23 protein-coding genes are annotated in these 24,573 nt (G+C 64.3%); 15 read left to right on the top strand and 8 right to left on the bottom strand.

The genetic code is table 11. The annotated features are described in order from the left end of the window. The first annotated feature begins 64 nt into the window (after nt 1-64). From ccoG to KFF05_03315, 5 genes are all read left to right on the top strand, one after another. A complete protein-coding gene (gene ccoG / locus KFF05_03335) occupies nt 65-1,555 on the top strand; it encodes a cytochrome c oxidase accessory protein CcoG (protein UTW53563.1) in 1,491 nt (496 codons plus the stop codon). Beyond that, a complete protein-coding gene (locus KFF05_03330) occupies nt 1,555-2,067 on the top strand; it encodes a FixH family protein (GenBank protein UTW52422.1) in 513 nt (170 codons plus the stop codon). Before ccoG ends, KFF05_03330 begins: the two co-directional genes overlap by 1 nt. Then, nucleotides 2,064-4,259, top strand: a complete 2,196-nt coding sequence (cadA, locus tag KFF05_03325) for a cadmium-translocating P-type ATPase (protein UTW52421.1) — start codon at nt 2,064-2,066, stop codon at nt 4,257-4,259. Before KFF05_03330 ends, cadA begins: the two co-directional genes overlap by 4 nt. Nucleotides 4,260-4,269: 10 nt before the next feature. Beyond that, nucleotides 4,270-4,452 carry a cbb3-type cytochrome oxidase assembly protein CcoS gene (gene ccoS, locus KFF05_03320; GenBank protein UTW52420.1) on the top strand — a complete coding sequence of 61 codons (183 nt, stop codon included), beginning with the start codon at nt 4,270-4,272 and terminating at the stop codon, nt 4,450-4,452. A 125-nt stretch (nt 4,453-4,577) separates the two neighbouring features. Further along, complete coding sequence (locus tag KFF05_03315) at nt 4,578-5,294, top strand: Crp/Fnr family transcriptional regulator (GenBank protein ID UTW52419.1); 717 nt, start codon at nt 4,578-4,580, stop codon at nt 5,292-5,294. A 23-nt stretch (nt 5,295-5,317) separates the two neighbouring features. Here the strand turns inward: KFF05_03315 and KFF05_03310 are convergent, their stop codons facing one another. The 6 genes from KFF05_03310 to KFF05_03285 form a co-directional block, all read right to left on the bottom strand. Next, nucleotides 5,318-6,343 carry a metal-dependent hydrolase gene (locus KFF05_03310; GenBank protein UTW52418.1) on the bottom strand — a complete coding sequence of 342 codons (1,026 nt, stop codon included), beginning with the start codon at nt 6,341-6,343 and terminating at the stop codon, nt 5,318-5,320. 6 nt (nt 6,344-6,349) lie between these two features. Continuing rightward, a complete protein-coding gene (locus KFF05_03305; GenBank protein ID UTW52417.1) occupies nt 6,350-6,787 on the bottom strand; it encodes an iron-sulfur cluster assembly scaffold protein in 438 nt (145 codons plus the stop codon). After that, the gene (locus tag KFF05_03300; protein UTW52416.1) at nt 6,784-7,986 is read right to left on the bottom strand and encodes a cysteine desulfurase; all 1,203 of its coding nucleotides are present in this window, start codon (nt 7,984-7,986) and stop codon (nt 6,784-6,786) included. Before KFF05_03300 ends, KFF05_03305 begins: the two co-directional genes overlap by 4 nt. Nucleotides 7,987-8,000: 14 nt before the next feature. Next, on the bottom strand, nt 8,001-8,999 hold the full coding sequence (locus KFF05_03295) for an XdhC family protein (protein UTW53562.1): 999 nt from the start codon (nt 8,997-8,999) through the stop codon (nt 8,001-8,003). 39 nt (nt 9,000-9,038) lie between these two features. Continuing rightward, nucleotides 9,039-9,656: a carbon monoxide dehydrogenase subunit G gene (locus tag KFF05_03290; GenBank protein UTW52415.1), complete on the bottom strand. Its 618-nt coding sequence runs from the start codon at nt 9,654-9,656 to the stop codon at nt 9,039-9,041. Between the two features lie 87 nt (nt 9,657-9,743). Next, a complete protein-coding gene (locus KFF05_03285; protein UTW52414.1) occupies nt 9,744-10,364 on the bottom strand; it encodes a nucleotidyltransferase family protein in 621 nt (206 codons plus the stop codon). Between the two features lie 132 nt (nt 10,365-10,496). Between KFF05_03285 and KFF05_03280 the strand changes: the two genes are divergently transcribed. The 5 genes from KFF05_03280 (at nt 10,497) to KFF05_03260 (ending at nt 17,373) form a co-directional block, all read left to right on the top strand. Further along, complete coding sequence (locus KFF05_03280) at nt 10,497-10,964, top strand: (2Fe-2S)-binding protein (GenBank protein ID UTW52413.1); 468 nt, start codon at nt 10,497-10,499, stop codon at nt 10,962-10,964. A gap of 11 nt (nt 10,965-10,975) precedes the next feature. Beyond that, nucleotides 10,976-11,782: a xanthine dehydrogenase family protein subunit M gene (locus KFF05_03275; GenBank protein UTW52412.1), complete on the top strand. Its 807-nt coding sequence runs from the start codon at nt 10,976-10,978 to the stop codon at nt 11,780-11,782. 17 nt (nt 11,783-11,799) lie between these two features. Then, a complete protein-coding gene (locus KFF05_03270; protein UTW52411.1) occupies nt 11,800-14,160 on the top strand; it encodes a xanthine dehydrogenase family protein molybdopterin-binding subunit in 2,361 nt (786 codons plus the stop codon). An 85-nt stretch (nt 14,161-14,245) separates the two neighbouring features. After that, a complete protein-coding gene (dgoD, locus tag KFF05_03265) occupies nt 14,246-15,424 on the top strand; it encodes a galactonate dehydratase (protein ID UTW52410.1) in 1,179 nt (392 codons plus the stop codon). 371 nt (nt 15,425-15,795) lie between these two features. After that, entirely contained in the window at nt 15,796-17,373 is a 1,578-nt protein-coding gene (locus KFF05_03260) for a PAS-domain containing protein (GenBank protein UTW52409.1), read from the top strand. Here KFF05_03260 and KFF05_03255 read toward each other — a convergent pair. After that, the gene (locus KFF05_03255) at nt 17,370-17,708 is read right to left on the bottom strand and encodes a DUF1491 family protein (GenBank protein ID UTW52408.1); all 339 of its coding nucleotides are present in this window, start codon (nt 17,706-17,708) and stop codon (nt 17,370-17,372) included. The two genes, KFF05_03260 and KFF05_03255, sit on opposite strands and share 4 nt — an antisense overlap. 65 nt (nt 17,709-17,773) lie before the next feature. On the opposite strand from KFF05_03255, the gene KFF05_03250 reads away from it, so the two are divergent. Then, nucleotides 17,774-18,556 (top strand): ATP-binding cassette domain-containing protein, encoded by a 783-nt coding sequence (locus KFF05_03250; GenBank protein ID UTW52407.1) that lies wholly within the window; start codon nt 17,774-17,776, stop codon nt 18,554-18,556. Between the two features lie 58 nt (nt 18,557-18,614). Here KFF05_03250 and KFF05_03245 read toward each other — a convergent pair whose 3' ends face one another. Then, nucleotides 18,615-19,049 (bottom strand): YbaN family protein, encoded by a 435-nt coding sequence (locus KFF05_03245; protein UTW52406.1) that lies wholly within the window; start codon nt 19,047-19,049, stop codon nt 18,615-18,617. Nucleotides 19,050-19,151: 102 nt separating this feature from the next. Here KFF05_03245 and KFF05_03240 point away from each other — a divergent pair, with 102 nt between their 5' ends. From KFF05_03240 to KFF05_03225, 4 genes are all read left to right on the top strand, one after another. Beyond that, nucleotides 19,152-21,431, top strand: a complete 2,280-nt coding sequence (locus KFF05_03240) for a PAS-domain containing protein (protein UTW52405.1) — start codon at nt 19,152-19,154, stop codon at nt 21,429-21,431. An 87-nt stretch (nt 21,432-21,518) separates the two neighbouring features. Continuing rightward, the gene (locus tag KFF05_03235; GenBank protein UTW52404.1) at nt 21,519-23,240 is read left to right on the top strand and encodes a glutamine--tRNA ligase/YqeY domain fusion protein; all 1,722 of its coding nucleotides are present in this window, start codon (nt 21,519-21,521) and stop codon (nt 23,238-23,240) included. Between the two features lie 7 nt (nt 23,241-23,247). Continuing rightward, on the top strand, nt 23,248-23,937 hold the full coding sequence (locus KFF05_03230) for a 2-hydroxychromene-2-carboxylate isomerase (protein ID UTW52403.1): 690 nt from the start codon (nt 23,248-23,250) through the stop codon (nt 23,935-23,937). Between the two features lie 26 nt (nt 23,938-23,963). Then, entirely contained in the window at nt 23,964-24,551 is a 588-nt protein-coding gene (locus KFF05_03225) for a carboxymuconolactone decarboxylase family protein (protein ID UTW52402.1), read from the top strand. Nucleotides 24,552-24,573: the final 22 nt, after the last annotated feature.

The raw sequence follows: 24,573 nt of genomic DNA, 5'->3' as shown, positions 1-24,573 counted from the left end.
GGCCCGGGGAGGGGGCCGCCGGTTCCTGAAACGGGAACACCTTGGGGTAAAATAAATGCGCAGCATGGGCAGCCTGTTGGACTCGGTCATCGACGCCCCGGAAATTCGGGAGTACGACGTCGAAGCCGTCAACCGCAAGGAAACGCGGCCACCACTTTACGTGCCGCGCAAGAAGATCCATCCGCGCCGCACCCACGGCTTTTTCCGCACTTTCAAGTGGTGGGTCATGGCCGTGACCCTGGGCATCTATTACGTCACCCCCTGGCTGCGCTGGGACCGGGGACCGGGGGCGCCCGATCAGGCCGTACTGGTCGATATTCCGGGCCGGCGGTTCTATTTCTTCTTCATCGAGATCTGGCCCCAGGAATTCTATTACATCGCGGGCCTGCTGATCATGGCGGGTCTCGGCCTGTTTCTGGTTACCTCCGTGGTCGGCCGGGCATGGTGCGGTTATGCCTGCCCGCAGACCGTGTGGACGGACCTGTTCATCTGGGTCGAACGCCTGGTCGAAGGGGATCGCGGGGCGCGCATCCGCCTGGATAAGGAGCCGATGTCGGCGGCCAAGGCCACGAAGCGGCTGACCAAATACGTGATCTGGCTGATCATCGCCATGGGTACCGGCGGCGCCTGGGTGTTCTATTTCGCCGACGCGCCGACGCTGCTGGTCGATCTGTTCACCGGCCAGGCCGCCACGGTCGCTTATGCCACCGTCGGGGTGCTGACCTTCACCACCTTCACCCTGGGTGGCTTCATGCGTGAACAGGTCTGCACCTACATGTGCCCGTGGCCGCGCATCCAGGCGGCGATGATGGACGAGGAAAGCCTGACCGTCACCTACCGCACGGACCGGGGCGAACCGCGCAAACCGTTCGAAAAGAACGCCGACTGGGACAAACGCGGCGACTGCATCGATTGCAAGGCCTGCGTCGTCGTCTGCCCCATGGGCATCGACATCCGCGACGGCCAGCAGTTGGAATGCATCACCTGCGCGCTATGCATCGACGCCTGTGATGACGTCATGGGTAAGATCGGCCGGCCGCGCGGGCTGATCGATTATGATTCCATCGCCAACGACGAACGCCGCCGCGAAGGCAAGGAAACCAAGCTGCGCCTGTTCCGCCCGCGCACTCTGTTCTATTTCGCGCTCTGGGCGCTGATCGGGCTCGGCATGGTCTATGTGCTGCTGACCCGGTCCGACCTGGACATCAACGTGATCCATGACCGCAACCCGCTGTACACGACGCTTTCGGACGGCAGCATCCGCAACGGCTATACCTTCAAAATTCTCAACAAGGCGCGTGAGCAGCGCACCCTGACCCTGCATGCCTCGGGCCTGCCGGGGATCAAGCTGAAGGTTGTCGGCTCCGAAGACATGGGCGACAGCCCCGACCCCTACTTCACCGTGAAGCCCGACCGCCTGCAGTCGTTCCGCCTGCTGGTCACCGTGCCGCCGGGTATCCTGAAAGGTGACGCCGCCGACCTGCGCTTCGTATTGAAGGAAATCAACACGGGCCAGACCGCGTCCTACAACAGCCTGTTCCGAGGGCCCCAGTAATGAGCATTACCCTGCCGTCCGCCGCGCGGCCGATCACCGGCAAGATGGTGCTGATCTGGATCGTCGCCTTTTTCGCCGTGATCATCGCCGTCAACCTGACCTTCGTCTATTTCGCGCTCGACAGTTGGCCGGGACTGACCACCCAGAAAGCCTATGAAGAAGGCATCGCCTACAACAAGACCCTGGAAAGCGCCGCCCGCCAGGATGCCATGGGCTGGCGTTCCCACGTTGCCTTGGGCCCGTCGACGCCCAAGGGAACCCGCATGCTGACCCTGACCATGGCCGGGCCCGACGGCCCCCTTGCCGGGCTTGCCGCCCAGGCCCGCCTCACCCGCCCGTTGGGCGAAGGCCTGACCGTGGACGCCAGACTGGCCGAGGACCGCCCGGGCCTCTACGCCGCCTTGTTGCGTCTTCCGGCCCTGGGCCGTTGGCAGGTCGAGGTCACCGCCCGGGCCCCGGATGGCCGTAACTTCCGCATGGTCCACGAGATTCAGGCCGGGGACACGAAATGAACCAGGTCACCGCCGCCACCCCGGTCCCCGCCGCAGAGTCCACATCCGCCTCGCCCGAGACCCTGCACCTGATGGTCGAGAACGTCCATTGCGCGGGCTGCATCAAGCGGATCGAGAACACGCTGGCGAACATGCCGGGCGTCGCCGCGTCGCGCGTCAACCTATCGACCAAGCGCCTGCGGGTTGACTGGCTGCCCGGCCAGACCACCCCCGACGCCATCGCCGAGACGGTCACCGACCTGGGCTTTCCCGCCCGCGCCTTCGATCCTGCCGCCCTGGAAGACGGCGGCGAGGCCGAGGACAGGCGCCTTTTGAAGGCCATGGCCGTGGCCGGGTTCGCCGCCGCCAACGTGATGCTGCTGTCGGTGTCCGTGTGGTCAGGGCATTTCTCCGGCATGGGCGGCGCGACCCGCGACCTGTTCCACTGGGTCTCGGCGCTGATCGCCTTGCCTGCCGTGGTCTATGCGGGCATGCCGTTCTTCGCCTCCGCCGCGCGCGCACTTGCCAACCGGGCGCTGAACATGGACGTGCCGATCTCGCTGGCGGTGATCCTGGCCGCGGGCATGAGCCTGCAGCAGACCATGAAGGGGGCCGAGCACGCCTATTTCGACGCCTCCGTGACGCTGCTGTTCTTCCTGCTGATCGGACGTTACCTGGACCGCCGGGCGCGGACCAAGGCACGGTCGGCGGCGACCCGTCTGCTCGGCCTGCGTGCCGCGACAGCCATGGTCATCGGCGCGGACGGCAAGCAACGCGCCGTCGCGACCACAAGCCTGGTCCCCGGCATGGTGCTGGCCGTCGCCGCCGGTGAGCGGCTGGCCGCCGACGGCGAGATCGCCACCGGCCGCACGGACATGGATACCTCCCTGGTCACCGGCGAAAGCCTGCCGCAGGCCGCCGCCCCCGGCGACGCCGTCTATGCCGGAACGCTGAACCTGACCGCCCCGGTCGAGGTCCGTATCACCGCCGCCGGCGAGGATACCTTGCTGGCCGAGATCGTGCGCCTGATGGAGGCCGCCGAACAGGGCCGCGCCAAATACGTGAAGCTTGCCGACCGGGCCGCCCACATCTATGCCCCGGCCGTGCATATCCTGGCCGCCGGCACCCTCGCCGGATGGTGGCTGGCGACCGGCGACTGGGAACGCTCATTGCTGACCGCCGTGGCCGTGCTGATCATCACCTGTCCCTGCGCGCTCGGGCTTGCCGTGCCGGCGGTGCAGGTCGTCGCTTCCGGCCGCCTTCTCCAGCGCGGCGTGCTGCTCAAGGCCGCCGACGGGCTGGAACGCCTGGCCCAGGTGGACCATGTGGTGTTCGACAAGACCGGCACCCTGACCCTGGGCGAACCGGCTTTGGTCAACGCCGATGATATTCCGCCGCACAGCCTGCGCCTGGCCGCCGCCCTGGCCGCCCACAGCCGCCATCCCCTGGCCCGCGCCCTGGTCAAGGCCGCCCCCCAGGACGATAACGCCCGGATCGACCTTGCCGACATCGCGGAAACGCCGGGCTGCGGTTTGTCCGCCCATCACGGCGGCCGCCTGCTCCGCCTGGGCAGCGCGGCCTGGTGCCATGCGGACATCACGGCGTCCGATACCGGCGCTGCAACCGGGCCGGAATTCTGGCTGGCCGACGGCGACGACACGCCCGTGCGCTTCGTCTTCGCCGACCGGCTGCGTGACGATGCCCGCGACACCATCGCGCGGCTGCGGGCCATGGGGCTGGGCATCGAACTTCTGTCCGGCGACCGCGAAGACGTCGTGCGCACCGTCGCGGGTGAGTTTGGCATCAAGGATTGGCGGGCCCAGTGTCCCCCCGCCGCCAAGGTCCAGCGCCTCAAGGATCTGGCCGCCGGGGGCCGCCATGTGGTGATGGTCGGCGACGGCCTGAACGATGCCCCTGCCCTGGCGGCGGGCCATGCCTCCCTGTCACCCGCAACCGCCGCCGACATCAGCCAGACCGCCGCCGACATGGTGTTTCAGGGCCGCTCCCTCGCCCCCGTGGCCGAGGCCGTCGCCGTGGCCCGCGCCGCGACCCGGCATGTGAAGCAGAACTTCGCCCTGGCCCTGCTCTACAACGTCATCGCCGTGCCGATCGCCGTGGCCGGTTTCGCGACGCCCCTGGTCGCCGCCGTCGCCATGTCATCCTCCTCGATCCTGGTGACGCTCAATGCGCTGCGCCTGAAACTTGTAAAGTAGGAACCGTCTCATGGATGTCCTGATCTACCTGATCCCCGCCGCCCTGTTCCTTGGCCTGTTGGGCCTGGGGGCGTTTTTCTGGGCGCTGAAGTCGGGCCAGTTCGACGATCTGGACGGCGCTGCCGAGCGCATCCTGATGGATGACGAGGACAAACCCGGCACCTGGTTCGGCATCCATCCGCCCTGCCATTGACGAGACATCCCGCCGGACCAGGCCCGTTTCCGCCATTTCTGCGTTGAACCCGTTTGCTTTTGCGCCGTATCTTAGGTTTCGGCGGCACCGTCACCGCGTGCAGCCCAACAAAGGGGAATGGACGCATGGGCCGCAGTGATCCAAGCAAATCCGGCAATCTTGCCAAGACGCCGCAAAGCCTGGACGGCGTGTCGCTGCTGGACTGTCTAAGCGCGAAGGAGCGGGCCGGCCTGGAACGGCAATGCCGATGGATGGACTTCGGGCCCGGTGAAAAGATCATCGAGCGGGGCGAGGAATATACCAGCGTCTATTTTCTGATCACCGGCACCGCCCATGTCCTGAACTATTCGGAATCCGGGCGCGCCGTGTCCTATGCCGCGCTGAAGAACGGCGACGTGTTCGGCGAACTGGCCGCCATCGACGGTCTGCCGCGCTCCGCCTGGGTCTGCACCATTACACGCTGCATCGTCGGCGCCGTGCCCGGCCCGGCGTTCCTCGATCTCGTCACCAGCAACCGGGACATGGCCATGGCGTTGCTCAAACGATTGGCCGCCGTGATCCGCCTGGGCGACGAACGGCTGGCCGACGTCAGCCTGTTGGGTGCCGAACAGCGGGTCTGCATGGAACTGATCCGCATGGCCGAACCGGACCCGAACGACCCCGAACGCTACTTGGTGTTCCCGGTGCCGACGCAAACCAACTTCGCCAACATGATCGGCGCGTCCAGGGAAACCGTATCTCGTATCCTGGGCCGCCTGCGCGACGACGACATCGTCCAGCGCACGGACAAGGGCCTGGCGATCCCCGACCGGGGCCGCCTGGAACAACGGGCGTTGATGTAGGCCACGCGTCGACGTATTGAAAATCAATCGGCCGCGTCATGCCTTGCCGTCGGCTGGGCAATCATCCGCCACAGGTCGGGAAGCCGCGCGCGCACCGACTCCCGATGTGTGTCGAAGGTGACATGGGCATTCGGCGCGGCATCGCGCCTAAGGCCGATCGACCACAGGGGCGCGATCTCGTTCGGCACGAAGGAATAGCGCACGTCGATCACGCGGTCGGGGCGGACCGGGTCGCGGGCCACGTAACCGTCGCTGTACCGGGCGAACCGCGCGATATCGCGCGCCTGCCGTGACTCCGCCCGCAGCCAGGGGAAATCTCGTGCCGGATCAAGCCGCGGAACGGACGTGCCCGGCATCACCGTGGGGCCGATGCCGGCGCGCACGGCATCCACGTGGAAGCGGCCGGTGGTCTCGTAGATCACCTTCCACACCAGGATGTTGGCGAAGCTGGGTTTGACCTCAAGCCGCAGCGGCGCATGCCCCCGTTCGGCCGCAAGGGCATGCCCCATGGCCAAGGCATTGCGGTGCTGAACCGCGCCAAACCCCAGATAAAGCAGCGCCCAGACAAGCGCCGCCCGGCCCCAGACGCCGTTCCGCCGAACCACGCCGATGATGGCCAACGCCAGGACCGGCAGTGTGAACACGGGATCAACGATGGAGATGATGCTCCAGGAAAACCGCTCATCACTGAATGGCCACAGCAACACGGTACCGTAAGAGGTTGCCGTGTCGAGCAACCCATGGGTGCCGTATCCCAGGGCGCAGTACATCCACGTCCGAAGGAACGTCAGGCCGTGCCATCGTCGAAACGGCCGATACAGAAGAAGGGCGGCGATCAGCCCGCCCACGGGGATGAAGATCAGGGAGTGGGAGAACTGGCGGTGATATTCCAGGAACAGCAGGGTATCGGTCTGTGACCGGATCAGCACATCCAGGTCCGCCATCATCCCGGCGATGAAGCCGAGGCCCCCGGCCACGGCGGCCTGGGTGCGCCGACGCGTGGCAAGCGGAAGGACCGCGCCGAGGGCGCCCTGACTGAGCGGGTCCATGAGGGATCAGCCGTCCCGAGGTTCGGTCTGGTCAAGACAGGCGGCGAGCGCCTGGAACGGCAGCAGCACGCAGTCGTGGCGGTGCTTCGCATCATGGACCGGCGTAAAGGCGTTGAGTCCTTCCCATGCTCCCGTGGCCGGCGTGCCGTCGGCCATCAGGGCTTCGGCCTGTTTGATGCCGCCCCGGAGGTCCGCCACCTTCAGCCCCGGCGCCGCCTGGGCGACCAGGGCGGCGGCTGCCTGGGTCAAAAGACAGCCGCGCACCTTGCCGCCGACCGCCTTGATCCGCTCACCATCCCGCGCGACCTCGACCGCGACCCGGTCGCCGCAGAGGAAATTATCGGCCTCGTGCCGGCAATCGGCGTGCTCGACCGGCCCCAGATCCCGGGCCGTGGCCGCCAATTCCTTGATCCGCGTGTCGTAGATGCCGTCGGCGCCGCTCATGCCAATACCTTCAATGTTTCGTCCAGGGCGTCCGTGAAGGCGTCGATATCGCCCTGCACGTTGTACAGCGCCAGGCTGGCCCGGGTCGTCGCCTCGACGCCAAAGCGATCCATCAACGGCTGGGCGCAATGATGGCCGCCGCGCAGGGCGACCCCCCTGGCCCCCATCAACTCGCAAATGTCGTGGGGATGGGCACCGGCCACGGTGAAGGACAGGATCGGCAACCGCCTGGCGTTGCCACCCGGGCCGATGACCGTGACGCGATCCAGGGCAGCAAGCCGTTCCATCAGGATGCCGAAAAGGATCTGTTCATGGGCGCGAATTTCCGGCCAGTCGAGCCCCAACAGCATGTCCGCCGCCGCGCCCAAGCCAACGGCCTGGGTCACCGGCGGGGTTCCGGCCTCGAACCGGTGGGGCGGCGGGGCGTAGGTGGTTTCGCCGAAGGTGACGCGGCGGATCATTTCGCCGCCCCCCATGAACGGCGTCATGGTTTCCTGAACCTCCGCCCGCGCCCACAATACGCCGACACCCGTCGGCCCGAACATCTTATGCCCGGTGACGACATAGAAGTCGCAGCCCAGGGTGGTCACGTCGACGGGTCCATGGGCCGCCATCTGCGCGCCGTCGACCAGCACCCGCACACCCCGGGCGCGGGCCCGGTCGCAGATCGCCGCGATATCGGTCACTGCCCCCGTCACGTTGGAGGCATGGGTGATGGTGATCAGTCGGGTGCGCGCCGTCATCAGATCGTCCAGGGCATCCAGCCGGGGATAGCCCGCATCGTCGACCGGCAGCACCTTGAGGATCACGCCCGCGCGGTCACGCAGCATCTGCCAGGGCACGATGTTGGCATGGTGTTCGGCCTCGCCGATGATGATTTCATCACCCGCCGTCAAACCGGCACCGAAACCATGGGCGACAAGATTGATCGCCCCCGTGGCCCCGGATGTGAACACCACCTCGTTCGGGTTTTCTGCCCCCAGATAGCGCGCCAGGGCCGCCCGCGCGCCCTCGAAAGCCGCCGTCGCCTGCGTCGCCAGAGGATAGATACCGCGCTTCACGTTGGCTCGGCCACCGGTTTCGAACGACGTCATGCGGGCCAGCACGGGGGTCGCGATCTGGGTCATCGCCGCATTATCCAGATACGTCCCGGCCAGACCCGAGGCCAGAGAGGGAAACTGATCGCGCAGGGACAACATGGGCCGCCCCTGCCCTAATCCGGGGTGCTGCGCATCCGGGCGATGATCTCGGCCAGGATGCTGACGGCGATTTCCGCAGGCGACTGCGCCCCGATGCGCAGCCCGACGGGGCCGTGGATGCGCGCGATGGCGGCCTCATCGAACCCGACTTCGGCCAGACGCTCAACCCGTTTGGCCTGGGTCCGCGAACTGCCGAGAGAACCGATATAGAACGCCGGTGAGCGCAGCGCCCTGTCCAGGGCCGGATCGTCCAACTTGGGATCATGGGTCAGGGTGACGATGGCCGTGCGGCTGTCGGGCTTCAGGTCTTCCAAGGCCTCGTCCGGCCAGTCCGTGCGCACGTCGACGCCGGGAAACCGGGCGTCGGAGGCATAGGCCCGGCGTGGGTCGACAACCGAAACCCGGAACCCGGCCATGGCCGCCATGGGCACCAGGGCCTGGGCGATATGCACCGCGCCGACCACGATCAGCCGCCGCGGCGGGGCCACGATCTCGATGAACCAGTCGCCATCGTCGCCGGAATAGGCACGGGACTTATCGTCCTTGAGCGCCTTGCGCGCGGCCTCGGCGACCGCATCGGGAAGGGCGCCCGCGTCCAACGTCACCGTTTCGCCGCTGTCCAGGCGGGTGACCAGGGCCGAGGGCTCACCGGACGCGAGGGCCGCGCGGGCCTGTGTGTACAATGGAATCAAGGGCACGAAATCGCGGACCAAAACCTTGACCGCCCCGCCGCAGGCCAGGCCCACGTCCCAGGCCTGCTGGTCGGTGACGCCAAAGTCGAGGACCTGGGCCGGAGCCCCCTTGAGAATGTCGAGGGCTTCCTTGACCACCGCGCCCTCAATGCAGCCGCCGGAGACGGATCCCGTCATCTCACCATCGACCGAGACACCAAGATGGCTTCCCGGCGGGCGCGGCGACGACCCCCAGGTCGAGACCACGGTCGCCAACGCCACGGGCTTGCCGGCGTCGCGCCAGGCAAAGGCGGCGTCGAACACGTCATCGGCGGGCAGCATTTGATCCGTAGGCAGGGACATGGCCGGAGACCTCTATCCTTAGCCGGCCGAATTCGTGGACGACAGCGCAAAGGCCGCGGCGGCCGCAGCGGCCGCGGCGACGGCGATCCAGATCCACACCCGTTTGCCGGGGCCGGACGCCGACGGGGCTGCAATCGGCTCACCCACGGCGGGGGCTGGTTGCGCGGCCGCATCGTCGGCGGGCGCAGCGCCGACGCTTTCGACGACCAGTTGTTCGAAGGTCGAAAAGAACTCGCCGGCCAACTTCTTGGAGGTGCCTTCGATCAGACGGCCGCCGAGTTGCGCCAGCTTGCCGCCGACGTCGGCCTTGACCTCGTAATTCAACAGGGTGCCGTCGCCGTCCTCGACCAGGGTGATGACCGCACCCCCCTTGGCGAAGCCGGCAGCGCCGCCCTTGCCCTCACCGGTGATGGTGTAGCTTTCCGGCGGGTTAAGGTCCGACAGGGTGACTTGGCCGTTGAACTTGGCGCGCACGGGCCCGACCTTGGCGGTCACGACCGCGGCGAATTCCGTGTCCGAAACCTTGTCCAGGCTTTCACAGCCCGGGATCGCCTTGGCCAGAATTTCCGGGTCATTGAGGGCGGCGAACACGGCTTCTCTCGGGGCGGCGATGCGGCGTTGGTCCTTCAGATCCATGGGTCTTTCACGTCCTTCTTGGGTTGTCTGCGGGATATCGAGGGCTCTTTATGCCTCGATATGTTCGAAAAGTCATGTCGGGAATGATCAGATACCGAGATCGGCGGGCGCGTCGATGTCCATATGGATAGCATCGGTAGCCACGTCCACCCCCAACACGTCGGATTTATGGCGGGCCAACAGTGGCTTGGCGCCGATATCGCCGGACAGCGCATCGAATTCGGGGAACAGGGCACGCGGCCAGAGCACCGGATTGCCGGGCCGCCCATCATATCGCGGTTGGCAGATTTTTCCCCCACCGGTCTTTTCGAACGCGTCGATCAGGGCATTGACGACGCCGGCGGTAACCCCCGGCATGTCGCCCAGCAGGATGATCGCGCCCGCGGCATCCGGCCCCACGGCGGCGATCCCGGCCTTGACCGAAGACGCAAGGCCCGTGGCGTAATCCGAATTGGCAACGATGCGTATGTCCATTCCGGAAAGTACTTCCCGCACGGCCTCGGCTTCATGGCCGACGACGACGATCACCTCCGCCACGCGGGATGCCAGGGCCGCCGCGGCCGCGTGCCGCACCAGTGCCGCCCCCTGATAGTCGGCGGTCAACTTGTTGACCGGCGCCATGCGCGTCGACCGCCCCGCCGCCAACACGACGGCCGTGACCCGCGAAGGGGCCGGATCGGCACCGTTTTTTCGATCTGTAACTTGCATCTGGGCCTGTTAGCGGGTTTTCCTGATGGTGGAGTCCTGTTATATGATTTGTATACAATTATTCCAGGCGCGTAGACGCCATTCATCCAAAAATCATCCAGGACAAGCCCTGAACAAGGGTTTGAAAGGGCCATGCCAGAAATATCCCTAACCGTAAATGGCGAGCAGGTTACCAAGTCCGTCGAGGGCCGTACGTTGCTTGTCGAGTTCATCCGCGAAACCCTGAAACTGACGGGCACCCACATCGGCTGCGACACCAGCCAATGCGGCGCCTGCACCGTGCATCTGAACGGCCAGGCCGTGAAAAGCTGCACCATGCTGGCGGCCCAGGCCGACGGCGCCGAAATCACGACCATCGAGGGCCTTGCCCCGGAAGGTCAGCTGAACCCCATGCAGAAAGCCTTCAACGACCATCACGGTCTGCAGTGCGGGTTCTGCACTCCCGGCATGGTCATGCGCGCCATGACCTTGGTCAAAGACAACCCGACCCCGACCGAGGCCGATGTGCGCCATGGACTGGAAGGCAACATTTGCCGCTGCACGGGTTATCAGAACATCGTCGCCGCCGTCCTTGACGGCGCCAAGGCACTTCGGGGCTGAGGGGAAACGACATGGAAGATTTCAATGACACCCGGCCCGCGTCGCTTTCCGATGCCGCCGCCACCCATTCGAATGCCGACGACGCCATGTATATGGCCGGCGGTCAGACGCTGATCCCGGTCCTCAAGCAGGGCCTGGCCATGCCGACGGACGTGGTTGATCTGAACAAGGTCGACGGCCTTGCGGGGATCGAGGTCGCCGGCGGCTTCGTGACCATCGGCGCCATGACCCGCCACGCGGTCGTCGCCGCATCGGCCGAGATCAAGAACGTGCTGCCCGCGCTGACGGTCCTGGCCGGCGGCATCGGCGACGCCCAGGTCCGCAACCGGGGCACCATCGGCGGCTCACTCGCCAACAACGATCCTTCCGCCGACTACCCCGCCGCCGTCATGGGGCTGGGGGCCACGGTGGTCACCGATCAGCGCGAATTGTCCGCCGAGGACTATTTCGACGGCATGTTCGCAACCAACCTGGAACCCGGCGAGATCATCAAGGCGGTCAAGTTTCCGGTTCCGGAAAAGGCCGGTTACGGCAAATTCCCCAACCCGGCCTCGCGCTATGCCCTGGTCGGCGTGTTCGTCGCCAAGACCGCATCGGGTGTCCGCGTCGCGGTTACGGGGGCAGGCCAGGACGGCGTGTTCCGTGCTGCGGAAATCGAAGACGCCTTGAACAATAATTTCTCAGCCGACGCCCTGAGCGGCGTCACCGTACCGGCCGACGACCTGATGACCGACATGCATGCCGACGCGGAGTACCGCGCCAATCTGATCGGCGTCATGGCCAAACGGGCCGTCAATCAAGCCAACGGGCAAGGCTGAAGGGGGAGTACGGAAACATGAGCAACGTAAAAATCGGCGAATCCCTCAAGCGGTTCGAGGATCAGCGCTTCTTGACCGGCCACGGCCGCTATATCGACGACATCAACCTGGATGGTCAGACCCGCGCCGTCGTAGTGCGTGCGGCCTATGCCCATGCCGTCATCAACGCCATCGACACCTCGGCCGCCATGGCCATGGACGGCGTGCTTCTGGTCGTCACCCGCGACGACTGGCTGCGCGAGGGCTTCAAGCCCATGCCGACCAAATCGGGCGTGAAAAACAATGCCGACGGCACGCCACTGAAGGAGCCGCCGCGCCACGCGCTGGCCATCGACAGGGTACGCTATGTGGGTGAGCCGGTTGCCCTGGTGGTCGCCGAAACCCTGGGCCAGGCCCAGGCGGCGGCGGACGCGGTCGAGGTCGATTACGAGGAACTGCCCGCCGTGATCGATCCGGTCGAAGCCCTGAAGCCCGGAGCACCCCAATTGTGGGACGACATCCCCAATAACCTGTGCCTGAATTTCGAACTGGGCGATAAGGCCGGTACGGACAAGGCCTTTGCCGAGGCCGACCATGTGGTCTCCCTCGACGTGTTGAACAACCGCGTCACCGCCGTGCCGATCGAAACGCGCGGCTGCGTCGCCGCCTATGACGCGGCGGCGGACAAGTACACCTTGTGGAACGCCTCGCAGAACGTGCACGCCAACCGCGACACCTTCGCCGAGGTTTTGAACATCGACAAAAGCCAGCTTGACCATATCGCGCCCGACGTGGGCGGCGGTTTCGGGGCCAAGAACTCGGGCTATCCGGAACCGTCCTTGTGCCTCTATGCTGCCAAGCGCCTGGGCCGGCCGGTGAAGTGGATCAATTCGCGTTCGGAAAGCTTCCTGTCGGATACCCACGGCCGGGGCCAGTCGTCCCGCGTGGAACTGGCGCTGACCAAGGACGGCACGTTCTTAGGATTGCGCACGACCACCGTCGGCGGCATCGGCGCCTATGCCTGGACCGTGGGGCCGTTCACGCCCACGGGTGGCTCGGCCCGGACCCAGGGTGGGCCCTACAACTTCCCGGCCATGTTTTATTCGGGCAAGGCCGTGCTGACCAACACCGCGCCCATGGACCCCTACCGGGGGGCAGGGCGGCCGGAAGCGACCTTCCAGACCGAACGCATCGTCGAATACGCGGCCCGGACGCTGGGCTTCGACCCCATCGAACTGCGGCGCAAGAATTTGATGCCCAAGGAAATGCTGCCGCACAAGACCCCCATGGGCCTGGATGTGGATTCCGGCGATTTCCCGCTGCTGTTCGAGGAAACCCTCAAGATGGCGGAAAAGGCAGACCTGGGTGCGCTTCGGGCCAAGGCGGAATCGGCCGGCAAGAAATTCGGCTTCGCCGTCGCCCCCTATCTGGAATGCACGGGCGGCGGACCGAAGGAGCACGCGGGCGTAACCTTCAACAAGGACGGCTCCATCGACCTTGCCGTCGGCACGTCCTCCACGGGCATGGGGCATGAAACCTCCCTGGCCCAAATTCTCGCCGCCAACCTGGGCGTCGATATGGATCGCATCAAGTTCCGCCAATCCGATACCACGGCCACACCCTTGGGCGGCGGTCATGGCGGATCGCGCGGGATGGAGGTCGGCGGCAACGCCGTCCAGCAGGCCGCGCAGGAAATCATCGAACTGGCCAAGCCCGTTGCCGCCCGTCTGTTGCAGTCGGAAACGAACGAGGTCGAATTCGAGGACGGCACCTTCAAGGCGGGCGCATCGTCCGTGTCCATGAACGACGTGATCGACGCCTCCATGGACAAGGACAAGCTGCCCGAAGGCATGGATGAAGGCTGTCTGGACCATTCGTCGGTGTTCGAACGGGGCGTGATTTCGATCCCCAACGGCGTCCATGCAGCGGCCGTGGCGGTTGATCCGGACACAGGCATGGTCGAATTCCTGGGCTATTGGGTGATGGACGACTTCGGCACCATCATCAATCCCATGCTGGCCGACGGCCAGGTCATGGGCGGCGTCGCCCAGGGCATCGGCCAGGCTCTGCTGGAAGACATCGTCTACGATCCGGACAATGGCCAGTTGGTGACCGGCTCGCTGATGGATTACGGCCTGCCCCATGCCGACGAAATCCCCAACATGGAGATCGGCTATTACGAGGGTGCGCCGACCAAGAAGAACCCGCTCGGCGTCAAGGGGGCCGGTGAAGCCGGCTGCGTCGGCGCCTGCCCTGCGGTGGTCAATGCGGTGCTGGACGCGCTGAACGATTACGGCGTCACCCATATCGACATGCCGCTGACGCCGCAGAAAGTGTGGAAAGCGATCCAGGCCAAGGGCGCGTTCGACCCCAAGAAACTTCTGGGCGGCGCGGCCTGATCCGCCTGCCTGAATTGGCACCTTGACCTGATTGTCGGGCCGCCCCCAAGGGGCGGCCCGATATCATCTGTTGAAAGACCCGACCATGAAGATCACTAAAATCACGCCGAAGCTGATCAGCAAGTACCTGTTCGTCGAGATCGAAACCGACGCCGGTATCACCGGCCTGGGAGAATGCGGCAGCTGGGGACAGCTGGAAGCCGCCCAGACAGCGGTCGAGAAATTCGCCGATTACCTGATCGGCAAGGATCCCGGGCCGATCGAGCATCACTGGAACGTCATGCATCGGTTCAGCCATTTCCGGGGGGCCGCCATCTGCGGCGCGATTTCCGCCATCGACATCGCCTTGTGGGACATCAAGGGCCAGGCCCTGGGCCAACCCATCCATGCGCTTTTGGGCGGGCCGACCCGCACCAAGGCCCGCGTCTACGGCCATGTGAAGGCTGAAACCAAGGACGAGATGGTCGCCAACTGCAAGAAGATGCAGGAACTGGGTTTCACCGCCATCGGCCATTTCAATCCGTTCCTGGATGAAGACCGCGACAAGCCCTATTACAAAAGCCACGCACGCAAGATCGAAGACGCCGTCGCCGTGGTCGCCGCCGTGCGCGAGGCCTGCGGCCCGGACCTTGACCTGTGCATCGAAATCCACCGCCGCCTGACCCCGGCCGAAGCCGTGGTGTTCGCCCAGGAACTCGCCCCCCTGCGCCCCATGTTCTACGAGGACCCGATCCGCCCCGACAGCCACGACGCCATGGCGCGGGTCAAGGACCGCATCAGCATTCCGCTGGCGACCGGCGAACGGTTCAATTCGATCTATGATTTTCAAGCGCTGTTGACCCGCGAGGGCGTCGATTACGTGCGCATTTCCGCCTGTCTGTGCGGCGGCATCACCGGGGCGCGCAAGATCGCCGCCCTGGCCGAGGCCCACGACGTGCAGGTCATCCCGCACAACCCGCTGTCGCCCGTGTGCCTGTTCGCGGAACTTCAACTGGATGCCGCCATCCCCAACTTCGCCATTCAGGAATATCCCACGGTCGGCGTCGGCTTCGAAGACAAGGGCACGTCCAACGAGCCGGGCACCGAACTGGCCGACAAGGGCGTCGTCACCAACGTGCCGACCTTCAAGGACGGCTTCGTCGACATCCCGACCGCGCCGGGCCTGGGCGTGAAGCTTGCCCCCGGGGCGGCCGAGAAGTTCCCGCCGTTCCCGCGCAAGGTGCGCATGCGCCCCCATGCGGACGGCTTTATCGTCGACCAGTAAACGCCGGGGCGATCCCGTCAAGACGCCCAGAAACGCCATCGCGTGACCAGCCGCCCCTGCGCCCGCGGGGTGCGCGTCCCGTAAATGCGAAACCTGAAAAGCGAATTTTTCAATTTACGACTCCGCCCCGCATCCCCCTGCGCGAGGCGGCCTGAAAGCACGGGCGGCCCGTCGCCCCACATTTTTCAGACGTGTCCCCCGCTTTTAATAAACTGAAATTGAATGGTTTATTTCCGCCCCCAACCGGCCGCGCGGAAACATTAGTGTTTTGGCCTGGAAATTGCGTCCAAGGTTTCGAGGCGGAAGGTTTCTTGCAAATTCCTCCCACAAAAAAACAACGCCATTTCATTTTCAATGACAGGGATGTCGTTATGGAAGTCAGCAACGTAACAGGGATCGATGAAAGGCGAACGCGCGATCCCGTCCCGATTTGGGTGCTCGAAGCCGTATTCGACGGCATGGATGACGCCATCGTCATCTGGAGCAAAGACGATCATCTGTTGTACTGCAGCGATGCCTATCTTGACCTTTGGGGCTTCCCGCGTGGGTACACGTGGGCCGGGCGACCGATGGCTCACATTCTCCGTTTCCTTTCCGAGGCGGGCAGGTACGGTCCCGGCGACCCCGCCGACCTCACTACGCAACGCATCGCCGCCATTCACCGTGCCCGAAAGGTCGGCCACGAAGTCTACACCAGGGCCGACGGACGGACGCTCCGCGTCCGCCATAAGTCGTTGCCCGGCTACGGTTACGTCACCATTCAATCGGACATTACGGACCACCTGGAAGGTGAACGCATCTTTCAGGATTTCATGGACCGCAGTCCCGTGGGCATCGGCATCATTTCGACGTCAACGGACCGGCGACTGTTCGTAAACCATGCCCTGGTCAAGATGTTCGGCGCCAAGGATAAGTCCGACATGCTGTCCCACACGGTCGACCCGACTTGGGTCGATCCGGATGCCCTTGCTGCATTTCGCGAATTGCAGAAAGGCGATGTGGACGTGCGGGATTACCCCTCTCTCCGCCGAAAGTTCGACGGCACGGAGATGTGGTTGATGCTGACTTCCCGGCATCTCGTCTTCAAGGGGGAGCCCGCACGCGTGGTCTGGCATCAGGACGTAACGCCAATCAAGAAAGCGGAAACGCAGATGCGCGAGCTAAACAATCGCCTGGAACTTGAAGTCCTCGAACGCACCCGGAAACTACAAACCGCGACGCACACCGCCGAAAAGGCCAGCAAGGCAAAGTCTGAATTCTTGGCGTGCATCAGTCACGAATTCCGAACCCCCCTGAACGCTATCTCAGGTTACGCCGAGATCATGCAGATGGGTGTTTTCGGTGAGGTGAAGCAGGACAAGTATAAGGAATATATCGATGATATTCTCAAGGCGTCGGACAGCCTAAAATTCATGATCGAAGAAATTCTCGACCTCAGCAGCATCGAAAACGGTCAAATCGTCGCGTCGCAAGAAGTATTCGATCCTCGAACGGTCATTGCAGGCATCGTCGCAACCTTCGAGGTCGTTTTCGTCGACCCCAACGACAAAAGCCGTATCCTCATCGACTTCTCGGCGGCACCGTCTGCGATCTGCTTCGACCCCGAACACTTTCGACGCATCGTCACAAACATCGCCAGCAATGCCCTCAAGTTCTCGCCTTCAGACGAAAAAGTCATGATCAAGATCGACACCGATGAAGATACGTTCCGGATTGCCGTGTCCGACAATGGTCCCGGCATCGAGCCGCAACATATCGAAAACATCCAGCGCCCGTTCTTTCAAATCCGCGAGGGACACCAGATTGCTCATGACGGCCTTGGTCTCGGGCTCCATATCGTCAATATCCTGTGCGACTTGAACGGTGTCGACCTTACGTTCAACAGCCGACCGGGGCATGGAACGACCGTGTCCATTACGGGGGCGGTCGCACCACAACCCAAGGACTAAAGCTTTTTTCCTTCGAACGGATGCCAGCCGTCCTTGTGCTCGATCTCGACCACCCATAGGTCCGGGTCGCGCTTGATCGCGCGCTGGATGTAGTCGTCGGCCTCGGCCTCCGGCACGGTTTCACCCTTGAAGGCCTCGAGCCAGCCGCGTTTACCCTCCATGTCCGTGGCTTGGGTCAGCAGCCGGCAGGTGCCGTCGAGGCGGTTCAGCTTCAGGATCAGCGCCCCTGCCCGGTCGTCGCCTCGGCGCACCACCATGGCCGGCACACCGTCGGCGTTGCAGCGGCGCACATGGGCCATGATCCAGATATCGGATGAAAGTCGATCGTCGACCATTTAGCGTTCCCTGGTCCTAACGCGGTTGATACTATCCGCCCCAGGTTAGAAATGGGAGAGCGCCCATGGCCGGTCCGGCCATCAATCTGGAAAACGTCAGCAAAAGCTTCGCCGACAACAAGGTGCTGCGGGGCATCGACCTCGGCGTGCCGGCGGGCGGGTCGCTGGTCGTCATCGGACCATCGGGCACGGGCAAGACGGTCTTGCTGAAGACGCTGATCGGCGTCCACGCCCCCGACGGCGGGCGCATCACCATCGACGGCACGGATGTGTCATCCCTCGACGGCGCCGACAAACGCGCGCTTTACGGCCGGTTCGGGATGCTGTTCCAGAAATCGGGATTGTTCGATTCATTACCTGTTTGGGAAAACGTCGCCTTCCGCCTGCTGCAGAAGGACGGCATGACCCGCCGTGACGCCCGCGACCGCGCCATCGAGAAACTGGGCTTGGTCGGCCTGCCCCCGGGCGAGGCGGATTTGTTTCCGTCGGAATTGTCCGGCGGCATGCAAAAACGCGTCGGCATCGCGCGCGCCATGGCGGCGGATCCGGACGTGCTGCTGCTTGATGAGCCCACGGCGGGCCTCGACCCCATCATGTCCAACGTCATCAACGACCTGATCCTGGAGGTCATGGACAAGACCGGGGCGACGGTGATTTCCGTCAATTCGGACATGCGGGGTGCGGCGCGCACGGCCCAGAATGCCACCATGATCTATGACGGGCGCATCATCTGGCACGGGCCGACAGCGGACATGCGCGACAGCGATAATGCTTACGTCGATCAGTTCGTCCACAGCCGCGCCGAGGGCCCGATTCCGACCATCGTCGACCCGGCAGCGGTCGCTTGATCAACAACCACCCGGCAGCGGTCGCCTGATCAACAACCGCCCGGCGGCGTAATGCCCCTCAGGCCGATTCCCCGTCCGTCGGCACGTGCGACGGCTTGGTCAGGATGAACCAGGCACCATAGGCCATGACCGCGGCGGTAAGGGCGACCAGATAAACCGGCAGATCACGGAAAAAGACGATGTAGATAAGGCTCGCCGACATTGCCGTGCAGGCGAAAACCTTGGCCGAAACCGGAATGACCCCGTAACGGTCCCACTTGCGCAGTGGTGGGCCGAACAGGCGGTGATGATAGAGCCAGTCGTGAAATCGTTTGCTGGAGCGCGCGAAACACCACAGCGCGATCAGCATGAACGGCGTCGTCGGCAATACCGGAAGGATGACGCCGACCACGCCCAGGGCGACGAAGCCCCAGCCGAGAACGATCAGCACGGCGTTCCTGGCAGCCCTGGTCACGCGGATTTCCTTTGCGCCCGTTAAGCGGCGGCGGTTCATCTTCGCGGCAACATCGCGTCGCCGTTATACTACCGATGGCTTAGATGATTTCCCACCGCTGGCGTAGTACTGTTACATAATTCCGGACGGAGAAGAATTCGGATGACGGGAAGGGATAAAAAATCAGCGCACCCCGTGGATGCGCCTGACACGGCCCTGCTCTCCGGTCTGGACCATCTGGACCAGGGGGTGTTGGTCATTGGCGCCGACCTGATGGTCCGCGCCGGAAACCGCATTCTTTACGACATCTACGAATTTCCCGAGGGCTTCATCCGCATCGGCATGCCCATGGCCGATGTATTTCGCTTCCTTGCCCTGCGGGGCGATTACGGACCCGGCGACCCGGACGAAATCACCGAAAACATGCTGGATCTGATCCGCCAGGGCCGGCGCTTCAATACTGAAAGCCAGCTGAGCACTGGGCGGTTCGTCGAAATCCGCCGCTCGCCCCTGCCCGACGGCGGTATGATCGCCGTCACCACCGACGTGACAGACCGCCACCAAGCGGCGGAAGCGCTCCGCCAGAGCGAACAACGGTTCCGCGACATCGCCGAGATCGCCTCGGACTGGTTCTGGGAAATGGACACGGACCTGCGGTTTTCCTACTTCTCGGACCGCAATCGGGAAATGCTGGGGTTCGACATGGCCTCCATCATCGGCAAACGGCGCACCGACGTCACGCCCGAGAACATCAATGCCCGGAAATGGCGTGACCACCTGGACGATCTGGAAGCGCACCGCCCGTTCCAGGACTTCCGCTATGACATCCGCCCGCCCGGCGCCGACATTCGCCACATTTCGATCAGCGGAAAGCCGGTGTTCGGGCCTGAAGGGGATTTCCTTGGCTACCGTGGCGTCGGGCGTGACGTCACCAGCGAGAATGCCGCCGAAACGGCATTAAAGGCCAACGTCTCGTTGCTGCAGGCGACCCTGGACGCGACCGCCGACGGCATTCTGGTGACGGCCATGGACCGCCGCATTCAGGCATTCAACCAGCGTTTCGTTGAAATGTTCGCCGTGCCCGACGACTTGATCGCCTCACGAGACGCCTGGAAGGTGCGCGACTGGGTCGCCGACCTTGCGGAACAGCCAGAGGCCTTCATTGCCGATGTGGAGCGGCTTTATGCGGACCCGAGCCATGAGTTCCACTCTATCCTGGAACTAAAGGATGGCCGGATCATCGAGCGCTACACCCGCCCGCAGTACCTGGGCGACACCATCATCGGCCGCGTCATCAGTTTCCGCGACACGACCGAACAGATTCGCACGGCCGAGGAACTTCACTCGCAGAAGGCATTGCTGGAAACCGTGTTCCGCGATGTTCCCGACGCCATGATCCTGGTCGATGCGGACCGTCGTATCAGCATGTGCAATCCGGCGTTTACCCGGATGTTCGGCTTCGAGGTCGACGACGTCATCGGCCGCACGGCGGAATTTCTTTATGAAAACGAAGACGTGTACAAACGGGACGGCTGCGCCCGCATCGAGGCGGCGGGGGATACCATTCTGGACCCCTGTATCATCCCCTACAGGCACAAGAACGGAGAGGTCTTTCCCGGCGAGACCGTGGCCTCATCCCTGCGCGCCCAAAACGACGACATCATCGGGTTCATCGCCGTCATCCGCGACGTCGGCGCCCGTATCAAGGCGGAGACCGAACGCCTGGAAGCCCTGGAGGTGGCCGAGGACGCCAACCGGGCGAAATCCGCCTTTCTTGCCAACGTCAGCCATGACCTGCGCACCCCCTTGAACGCGGTCCTGGGGTTCTCCGAGATCATCAAGCAGCAGCTTCTGGGCCCCGTCGGCCATCCCAAATACGTCGAATACGCCAAGGACATCCGCGACAGCGGCACGTATCTGCTGGATCTGGTCAATGACCTGCTGGACATTTCCACCATCGAGGCCGGCCAGCGCGCGATCCGCCGCGAATCAATCCGCCTTGCGCCTTTCTTTGCCGAATGTACCAAGGCGGCAACTGCGCGGGTCGCCAACGGCGCGACCGTCGGCGTAAACCTGGACCCGGAGATGCGCCCCATCAAGGCCGACCGCCGGGCCTTGAAACAGGTGATCCTGAACCTGTTGTCCAATGCCTTGAAGTTCACACCGCCGGAAGGAAAAATCGTCCTGAGCGCCCGCCGGACCGGGGACCGGACCACCTTCAGCGTCGCCGACACGGGCAAGGGCATTCCCAAGGAAAACCTGAAAAACATCACCCGCGCCTTCGAACGGGGCCAATCGAGCGCCTATGCCACCGCCGACGGCACGGGCCTGGGCCTGGCCATCGCGCGCTCCCTGGTCGAACTGCACGGGGGCGAATTGACCATCGACAGCGAGGTCGGAAAGGGCACCGAGGTCGCGTTTTCCATCCCGGACCCGGCCTAGGCTGCGGACGTATACTCCTTGGCGCGGCGGCGTTTTTTTGGCAGAACACGGGGCTGCCCATTTTTCTGAACCGGAGCAATTCCATCCATGACCGACCCCACGCCCCCTGCGGCCGTTGACGGCAAAACTTCCGCCGAACCGGACGCGGACGGCCCCCGCGATTTCATCCGTGACATCATCCGCGACGACCTGGCGGAGGGGCGGGCCCAAGGCGTGGTCACGCGGTTTCCGCCGGAACCCAACGGTTATCTGCACATCGGCCATGCCAAGTCAATCTGCCTGAATTTCGGCGTCGCCCAGGAATTCGGCGGCGTGTGCAATCTGCGCTTCGACGACACCAACCCGGCCAAGGAAGAACAGGAATTCATCGACGCCATCATGGCTGACGTGCGCTGGCTCGGCTTTGATTGGGGCGACAACCTGTTCCATGCCTCGGACTATTTTGAACAGCTCTACCAATGGGCCGAACATCTGATCGAAAACGGCCGGGCCTATGTGGATGAACTGTCGGCCGACGAAATCCGCGAATACCGCGGCACCCTGACCCAGCCGGGCAAACCAAGCCCCTGGCGCGACCGGCCCGTGGATGAAAGCCTGGATCAGTTCCGCCGCATGCGGGCGGGCGAATTCGCCGACGGCGCCAAGGTGCTGCGCGCCAAGATCGACATGGGCCACGGCAACATGAACATGCGTGATCCGGTCATCTATCGCATCGTCAAGAAACCCCATCCGCGCACGGGCGATGCCTGGTGCATCTATCCGACCTATGACTATGCCCATGGCCAGTCGGACGCCCTGGAACAGGTGACTCATTCGCTTTGTACGTTGGAGTTCGAGGATCACCGCCCGCTCTACGACTGGCTGATCGAGAACCTGCCGGTGCCGTCGCGCCCGCGCCAGTACGAATTCGCGCGCCTCAACCTGGGTTACACCGTGCTGTCCAAGCGGCGCCTGACGCAACTGGTCGCCGACGGCCACGTATCGGGATGGGACGACCCCCGCATGCCGACCCTGACCGGCCTGCGCCGGCGCGGCATCCCGCCGGAAACCATCCGTGATTTCATTTCCCGCCTGGGCATCACCAAGCAGGACAGCCAAGTCGAATTCTCGCTGCTGGAACATTGCGTGCGCGAGCATCTGAACAAGTCGGCGGAACGCCGGATGGCGGTGCTGCGCCCCCTCAAGGTGGTGATCGAGAACTTCCCCGAGGGTGAGGTCGACAACCTGGACGCCATCAACAACCCGGAAGACCCGGACGGCGGCGGCCATACCGTGCCGTTCACCCGGGAAATCTATATCGAACAAGACGACTTCATGGAGGACCCGCCCAAGAAGTTCTTCCGCTTAGGGCCCGGCCGCGAAGTGCGCCTGCGCTATGCCTTTTTCATCACCTGCACGGACGTCATCAAGGACGCCCAGGGCAACATCGTCGAAATCCGCGCGACCTACGATCCCGCGACCCGAGGCGGCGACGCGCCGGACGGGCGAAAGGTCAAGGGCACCCTGCATTGGGTGTCCGCAACCCATGCGGTGAAGGCCCAGGTCCGGCTCTACGATCACCTGTTCCGGGAAGAAGCCCCCGGTTCCGGCGGCCGCGATTATCTGGACGACCTCAACCCCGACTCCCTTGAGGTGATCGAGGACGCCATGCTGGAGCCGTCACTGGCCGGCTGGCCGGTCGGCAAGACATTGCAGTTCGAACGCCTGGGCTATTTCTGCGCCGACAAGGACGGCACGGCGGATGCGCCCGTGTTCAACCGCACGATGACGCTGCGCGACACCTGGGCCAAGGTAAAGAAACAGGGATAGACCACCGATGAACACGCCCGCGAAGCCGAAGGCCCATTGGTATTTCGATTACATCTCGCCTTACGCCTATCTGCAGTTCCATCAGATGGACCGCTTTACGGAGCGTCTGGACATCACCCTGGAGCCGGTGCTGTTCGCGGGCCTTCTGAACGCTTGGGGCCAGTTGGGCCCGGCGGAAATCCCGCAAAAGCGCATCGCGACCTACAAATTCTGCACCTGGCAGGCCGGGCGCATGGGGCTGCCGTTCCGCACCCCGCCGACCCATCCTTACAATCCGCTGGCGACCCTGCGCCTGACCCTGGCGCGGGGGGGCAACGCCCCGGACGTTGAAAAAATCTTCGATACCATCTGGGGACAGGGCCTCGACGTCGCCGACCCCGAGGTGTTCGCCGACCTGAAGGCCTCACTCGGCCCTGCGCCGGGCCCGGAGCTGGACGACCAGGCCGCCAAGCAGGCATTGAAGAAAAATACGGACGCCGCCGTGGCCAAGGGCGTTTACGGCGTGCCGACCTTCGCCATCGAGGACGCCACCGCCGAGAACGGCTGGCGCCTGTTCTGGGGCTTCGACGCCGGGGACTGGATGCTCGACTGGCTGGACAATCCGGACATGTTCGCCGAGCCCGTCATGCAGGCCGCCGATGATTGCCAGGTCGGGGCGCGCCGCCGCCGGCCCGAAGAAAAAATCAAACAAGCATAGACCACCAACCACAAGGAACATCCGCCATGCGCCGCCTGCCCGCCGTCACCAAGGACTCCATGAAACCGGAACAGCTCGACCTGTTCGGCAAGATCACCTCCGGCCCCCGGTCCAAGGGCCGCAACGCCATGGATTTCATGGACCAGGACGGCGGCCTGATCGGCCCGTTCAACGCTTATCTGTACACGCCCAAGATCGGCGACGCGGCGCAGACCCTGGCCGGGCTGCTGCGCTTTGAATCGGTATTGCCGGGCGACCTGCGCGAACTCGCCATCTGCGCCGTGGGTCAGCACTGGAAGGCCGATTACGAATTCTACGCCCATGCCAAGGTGGCGCGGAACGAAGGCGTCGATGAAGCGACCATCGAGGCCGTGCGCCAGGGCAACGCCCCCGCCGATCCCAAGCACGCCGCCATCACCGGTTTCGTCTGGGAAATGCTGGCCGAACGCAAGGTGTCGGACGCCACCTACGCCGCCGCCCATGCCATCCTGGGCGACCAGGGCATGGTCGAACTGGTGCTGCTGAGCGGCTGCTACTGCATGGTATCGGCCAATCTGAACGTGTTCCGCCCGCCGTTCCCCGATGGCGTGGACCGCCCGTTCGGCGCGGTCTGACCCTATCTGATTCCTCGGGCCC

It is taken from the genome of bacterium SCSIO 12827, assembly GCA_024397995.1.
Taxonomy (GTDB): Bacteria; Pseudomonadota; Alphaproteobacteria; order Rhodospirillales; family Casp-alpha2; genus UBA1479.
This window is presented reverse-complemented; position numbering and strand designations above follow the sequence as displayed.

What these genes read in the sequence shown, in the direction of transcription:
- ccoG (UTW53563.1), top strand. Translation starts at nt 65, where the DNA reads ATGGGCAGCCTGTTGGACTCGGTCATCGACGCCCCGGAAATTCGGGAG.
- KFF05_03330 (UTW52422.1), top strand. Translation starts at nt 1,555, where the DNA reads ATGAGCATTACCCTGCCGTCCGCCGCGCGGCCGATCACCGGCAAGATG.
- cadA (UTW52421.1), top strand. Translation starts at nt 2,064, where the DNA reads ATGAACCAGGTCACCGCCGCCACCCCGGTCCCCGCCGCAGAGTCCACA.
- ccoS (UTW52420.1), top strand. Translation starts at nt 4,270, where the DNA reads ATGGATGTCCTGATCTACCTGATCCCCGCCGCCCTGTTCCTTGGCCTG.
- KFF05_03315 (UTW52419.1), top strand. Translation starts at nt 4,578, where the DNA reads ATGGGCCGCAGTGATCCAAGCAAATCCGGCAATCTTGCCAAGACGCCG.
- KFF05_03310 (UTW52418.1), bottom strand. Translation starts at nt 6,343, where the DNA reads ATGGACCCGCTCAGTCAGGGCGCCCTCGGCGCGGTCCTTCCGCTTGCC.
- KFF05_03305 (UTW52417.1), bottom strand. Translation starts at nt 6,787, where the DNA reads ATGAGCGGCGCCGACGGCATCTACGACACGCGGATCAAGGAATTGGCG.
- KFF05_03300 (UTW52416.1), bottom strand. Translation starts at nt 7,986, where the DNA reads ATGTTGTCCCTGCGCGATCAGTTTCCCTCTCTGGCCTCGGGTCTGGCC.
- KFF05_03295 (UTW53562.1), bottom strand. Translation starts at nt 8,999, where the DNA reads ATGCTGCCCGCCGATGACGTGTTCGACGCCGCCTTTGCCTGGCGCGAC.
- KFF05_03290 (UTW52415.1), bottom strand. Translation starts at nt 9,656, where the DNA reads ATGGATCTGAAGGACCAACGCCGCATCGCCGCCCCGAGAGAAGCCGTG.
- KFF05_03285 (UTW52414.1), bottom strand. Translation starts at nt 10,364, where the DNA reads ATGCAAGTTACAGATCGAAAAAACGGTGCCGATCCGGCCCCTTCGCGG.
- KFF05_03280 (UTW52413.1), top strand. Translation starts at nt 10,497, where the DNA reads ATGCCAGAAATATCCCTAACCGTAAATGGCGAGCAGGTTACCAAGTCC.
- KFF05_03275 (UTW52412.1), top strand. Translation starts at nt 10,976, where the DNA reads ATGGAAGATTTCAATGACACCCGGCCCGCGTCGCTTTCCGATGCCGCC.
- KFF05_03270 (UTW52411.1), top strand. Translation starts at nt 11,800, where the DNA reads ATGAGCAACGTAAAAATCGGCGAATCCCTCAAGCGGTTCGAGGATCAG.
- dgoD (UTW52410.1), top strand. Translation starts at nt 14,246, where the DNA reads ATGAAGATCACTAAAATCACGCCGAAGCTGATCAGCAAGTACCTGTTC.
- KFF05_03260 (UTW52409.1), top strand. Translation starts at nt 15,796, where the DNA reads ATGGAAGTCAGCAACGTAACAGGGATCGATGAAAGGCGAACGCGCGAT.
- KFF05_03255 (UTW52408.1), bottom strand. Translation starts at nt 17,708, where the DNA reads ATGGTCGACGATCGACTTTCATCCGATATCTGGATCATGGCCCATGTG.
- KFF05_03250 (UTW52407.1), top strand. Translation starts at nt 17,774, where the DNA reads ATGGCCGGTCCGGCCATCAATCTGGAAAACGTCAGCAAAAGCTTCGCC.
- KFF05_03245 (UTW52406.1), bottom strand. Translation starts at nt 19,049, where the DNA reads ATGAACCGCCGCCGCTTAACGGGCGCAAAGGAAATCCGCGTGACCAGG.
- KFF05_03240 (UTW52405.1), top strand. Translation starts at nt 19,152, where the DNA reads ATGACGGGAAGGGATAAAAAATCAGCGCACCCCGTGGATGCGCCTGAC.
- KFF05_03235 (UTW52404.1), top strand. Translation starts at nt 21,519, where the DNA reads ATGACCGACCCCACGCCCCCTGCGGCCGTTGACGGCAAAACTTCCGCC.
- KFF05_03230 (UTW52403.1), top strand. Translation starts at nt 23,248, where the DNA reads ATGAACACGCCCGCGAAGCCGAAGGCCCATTGGTATTTCGATTACATC.
- KFF05_03225 (UTW52402.1), top strand. Translation starts at nt 23,964, where the DNA reads ATGCGCCGCCTGCCCGCCGTCACCAAGGACTCCATGAAACCGGAACAG.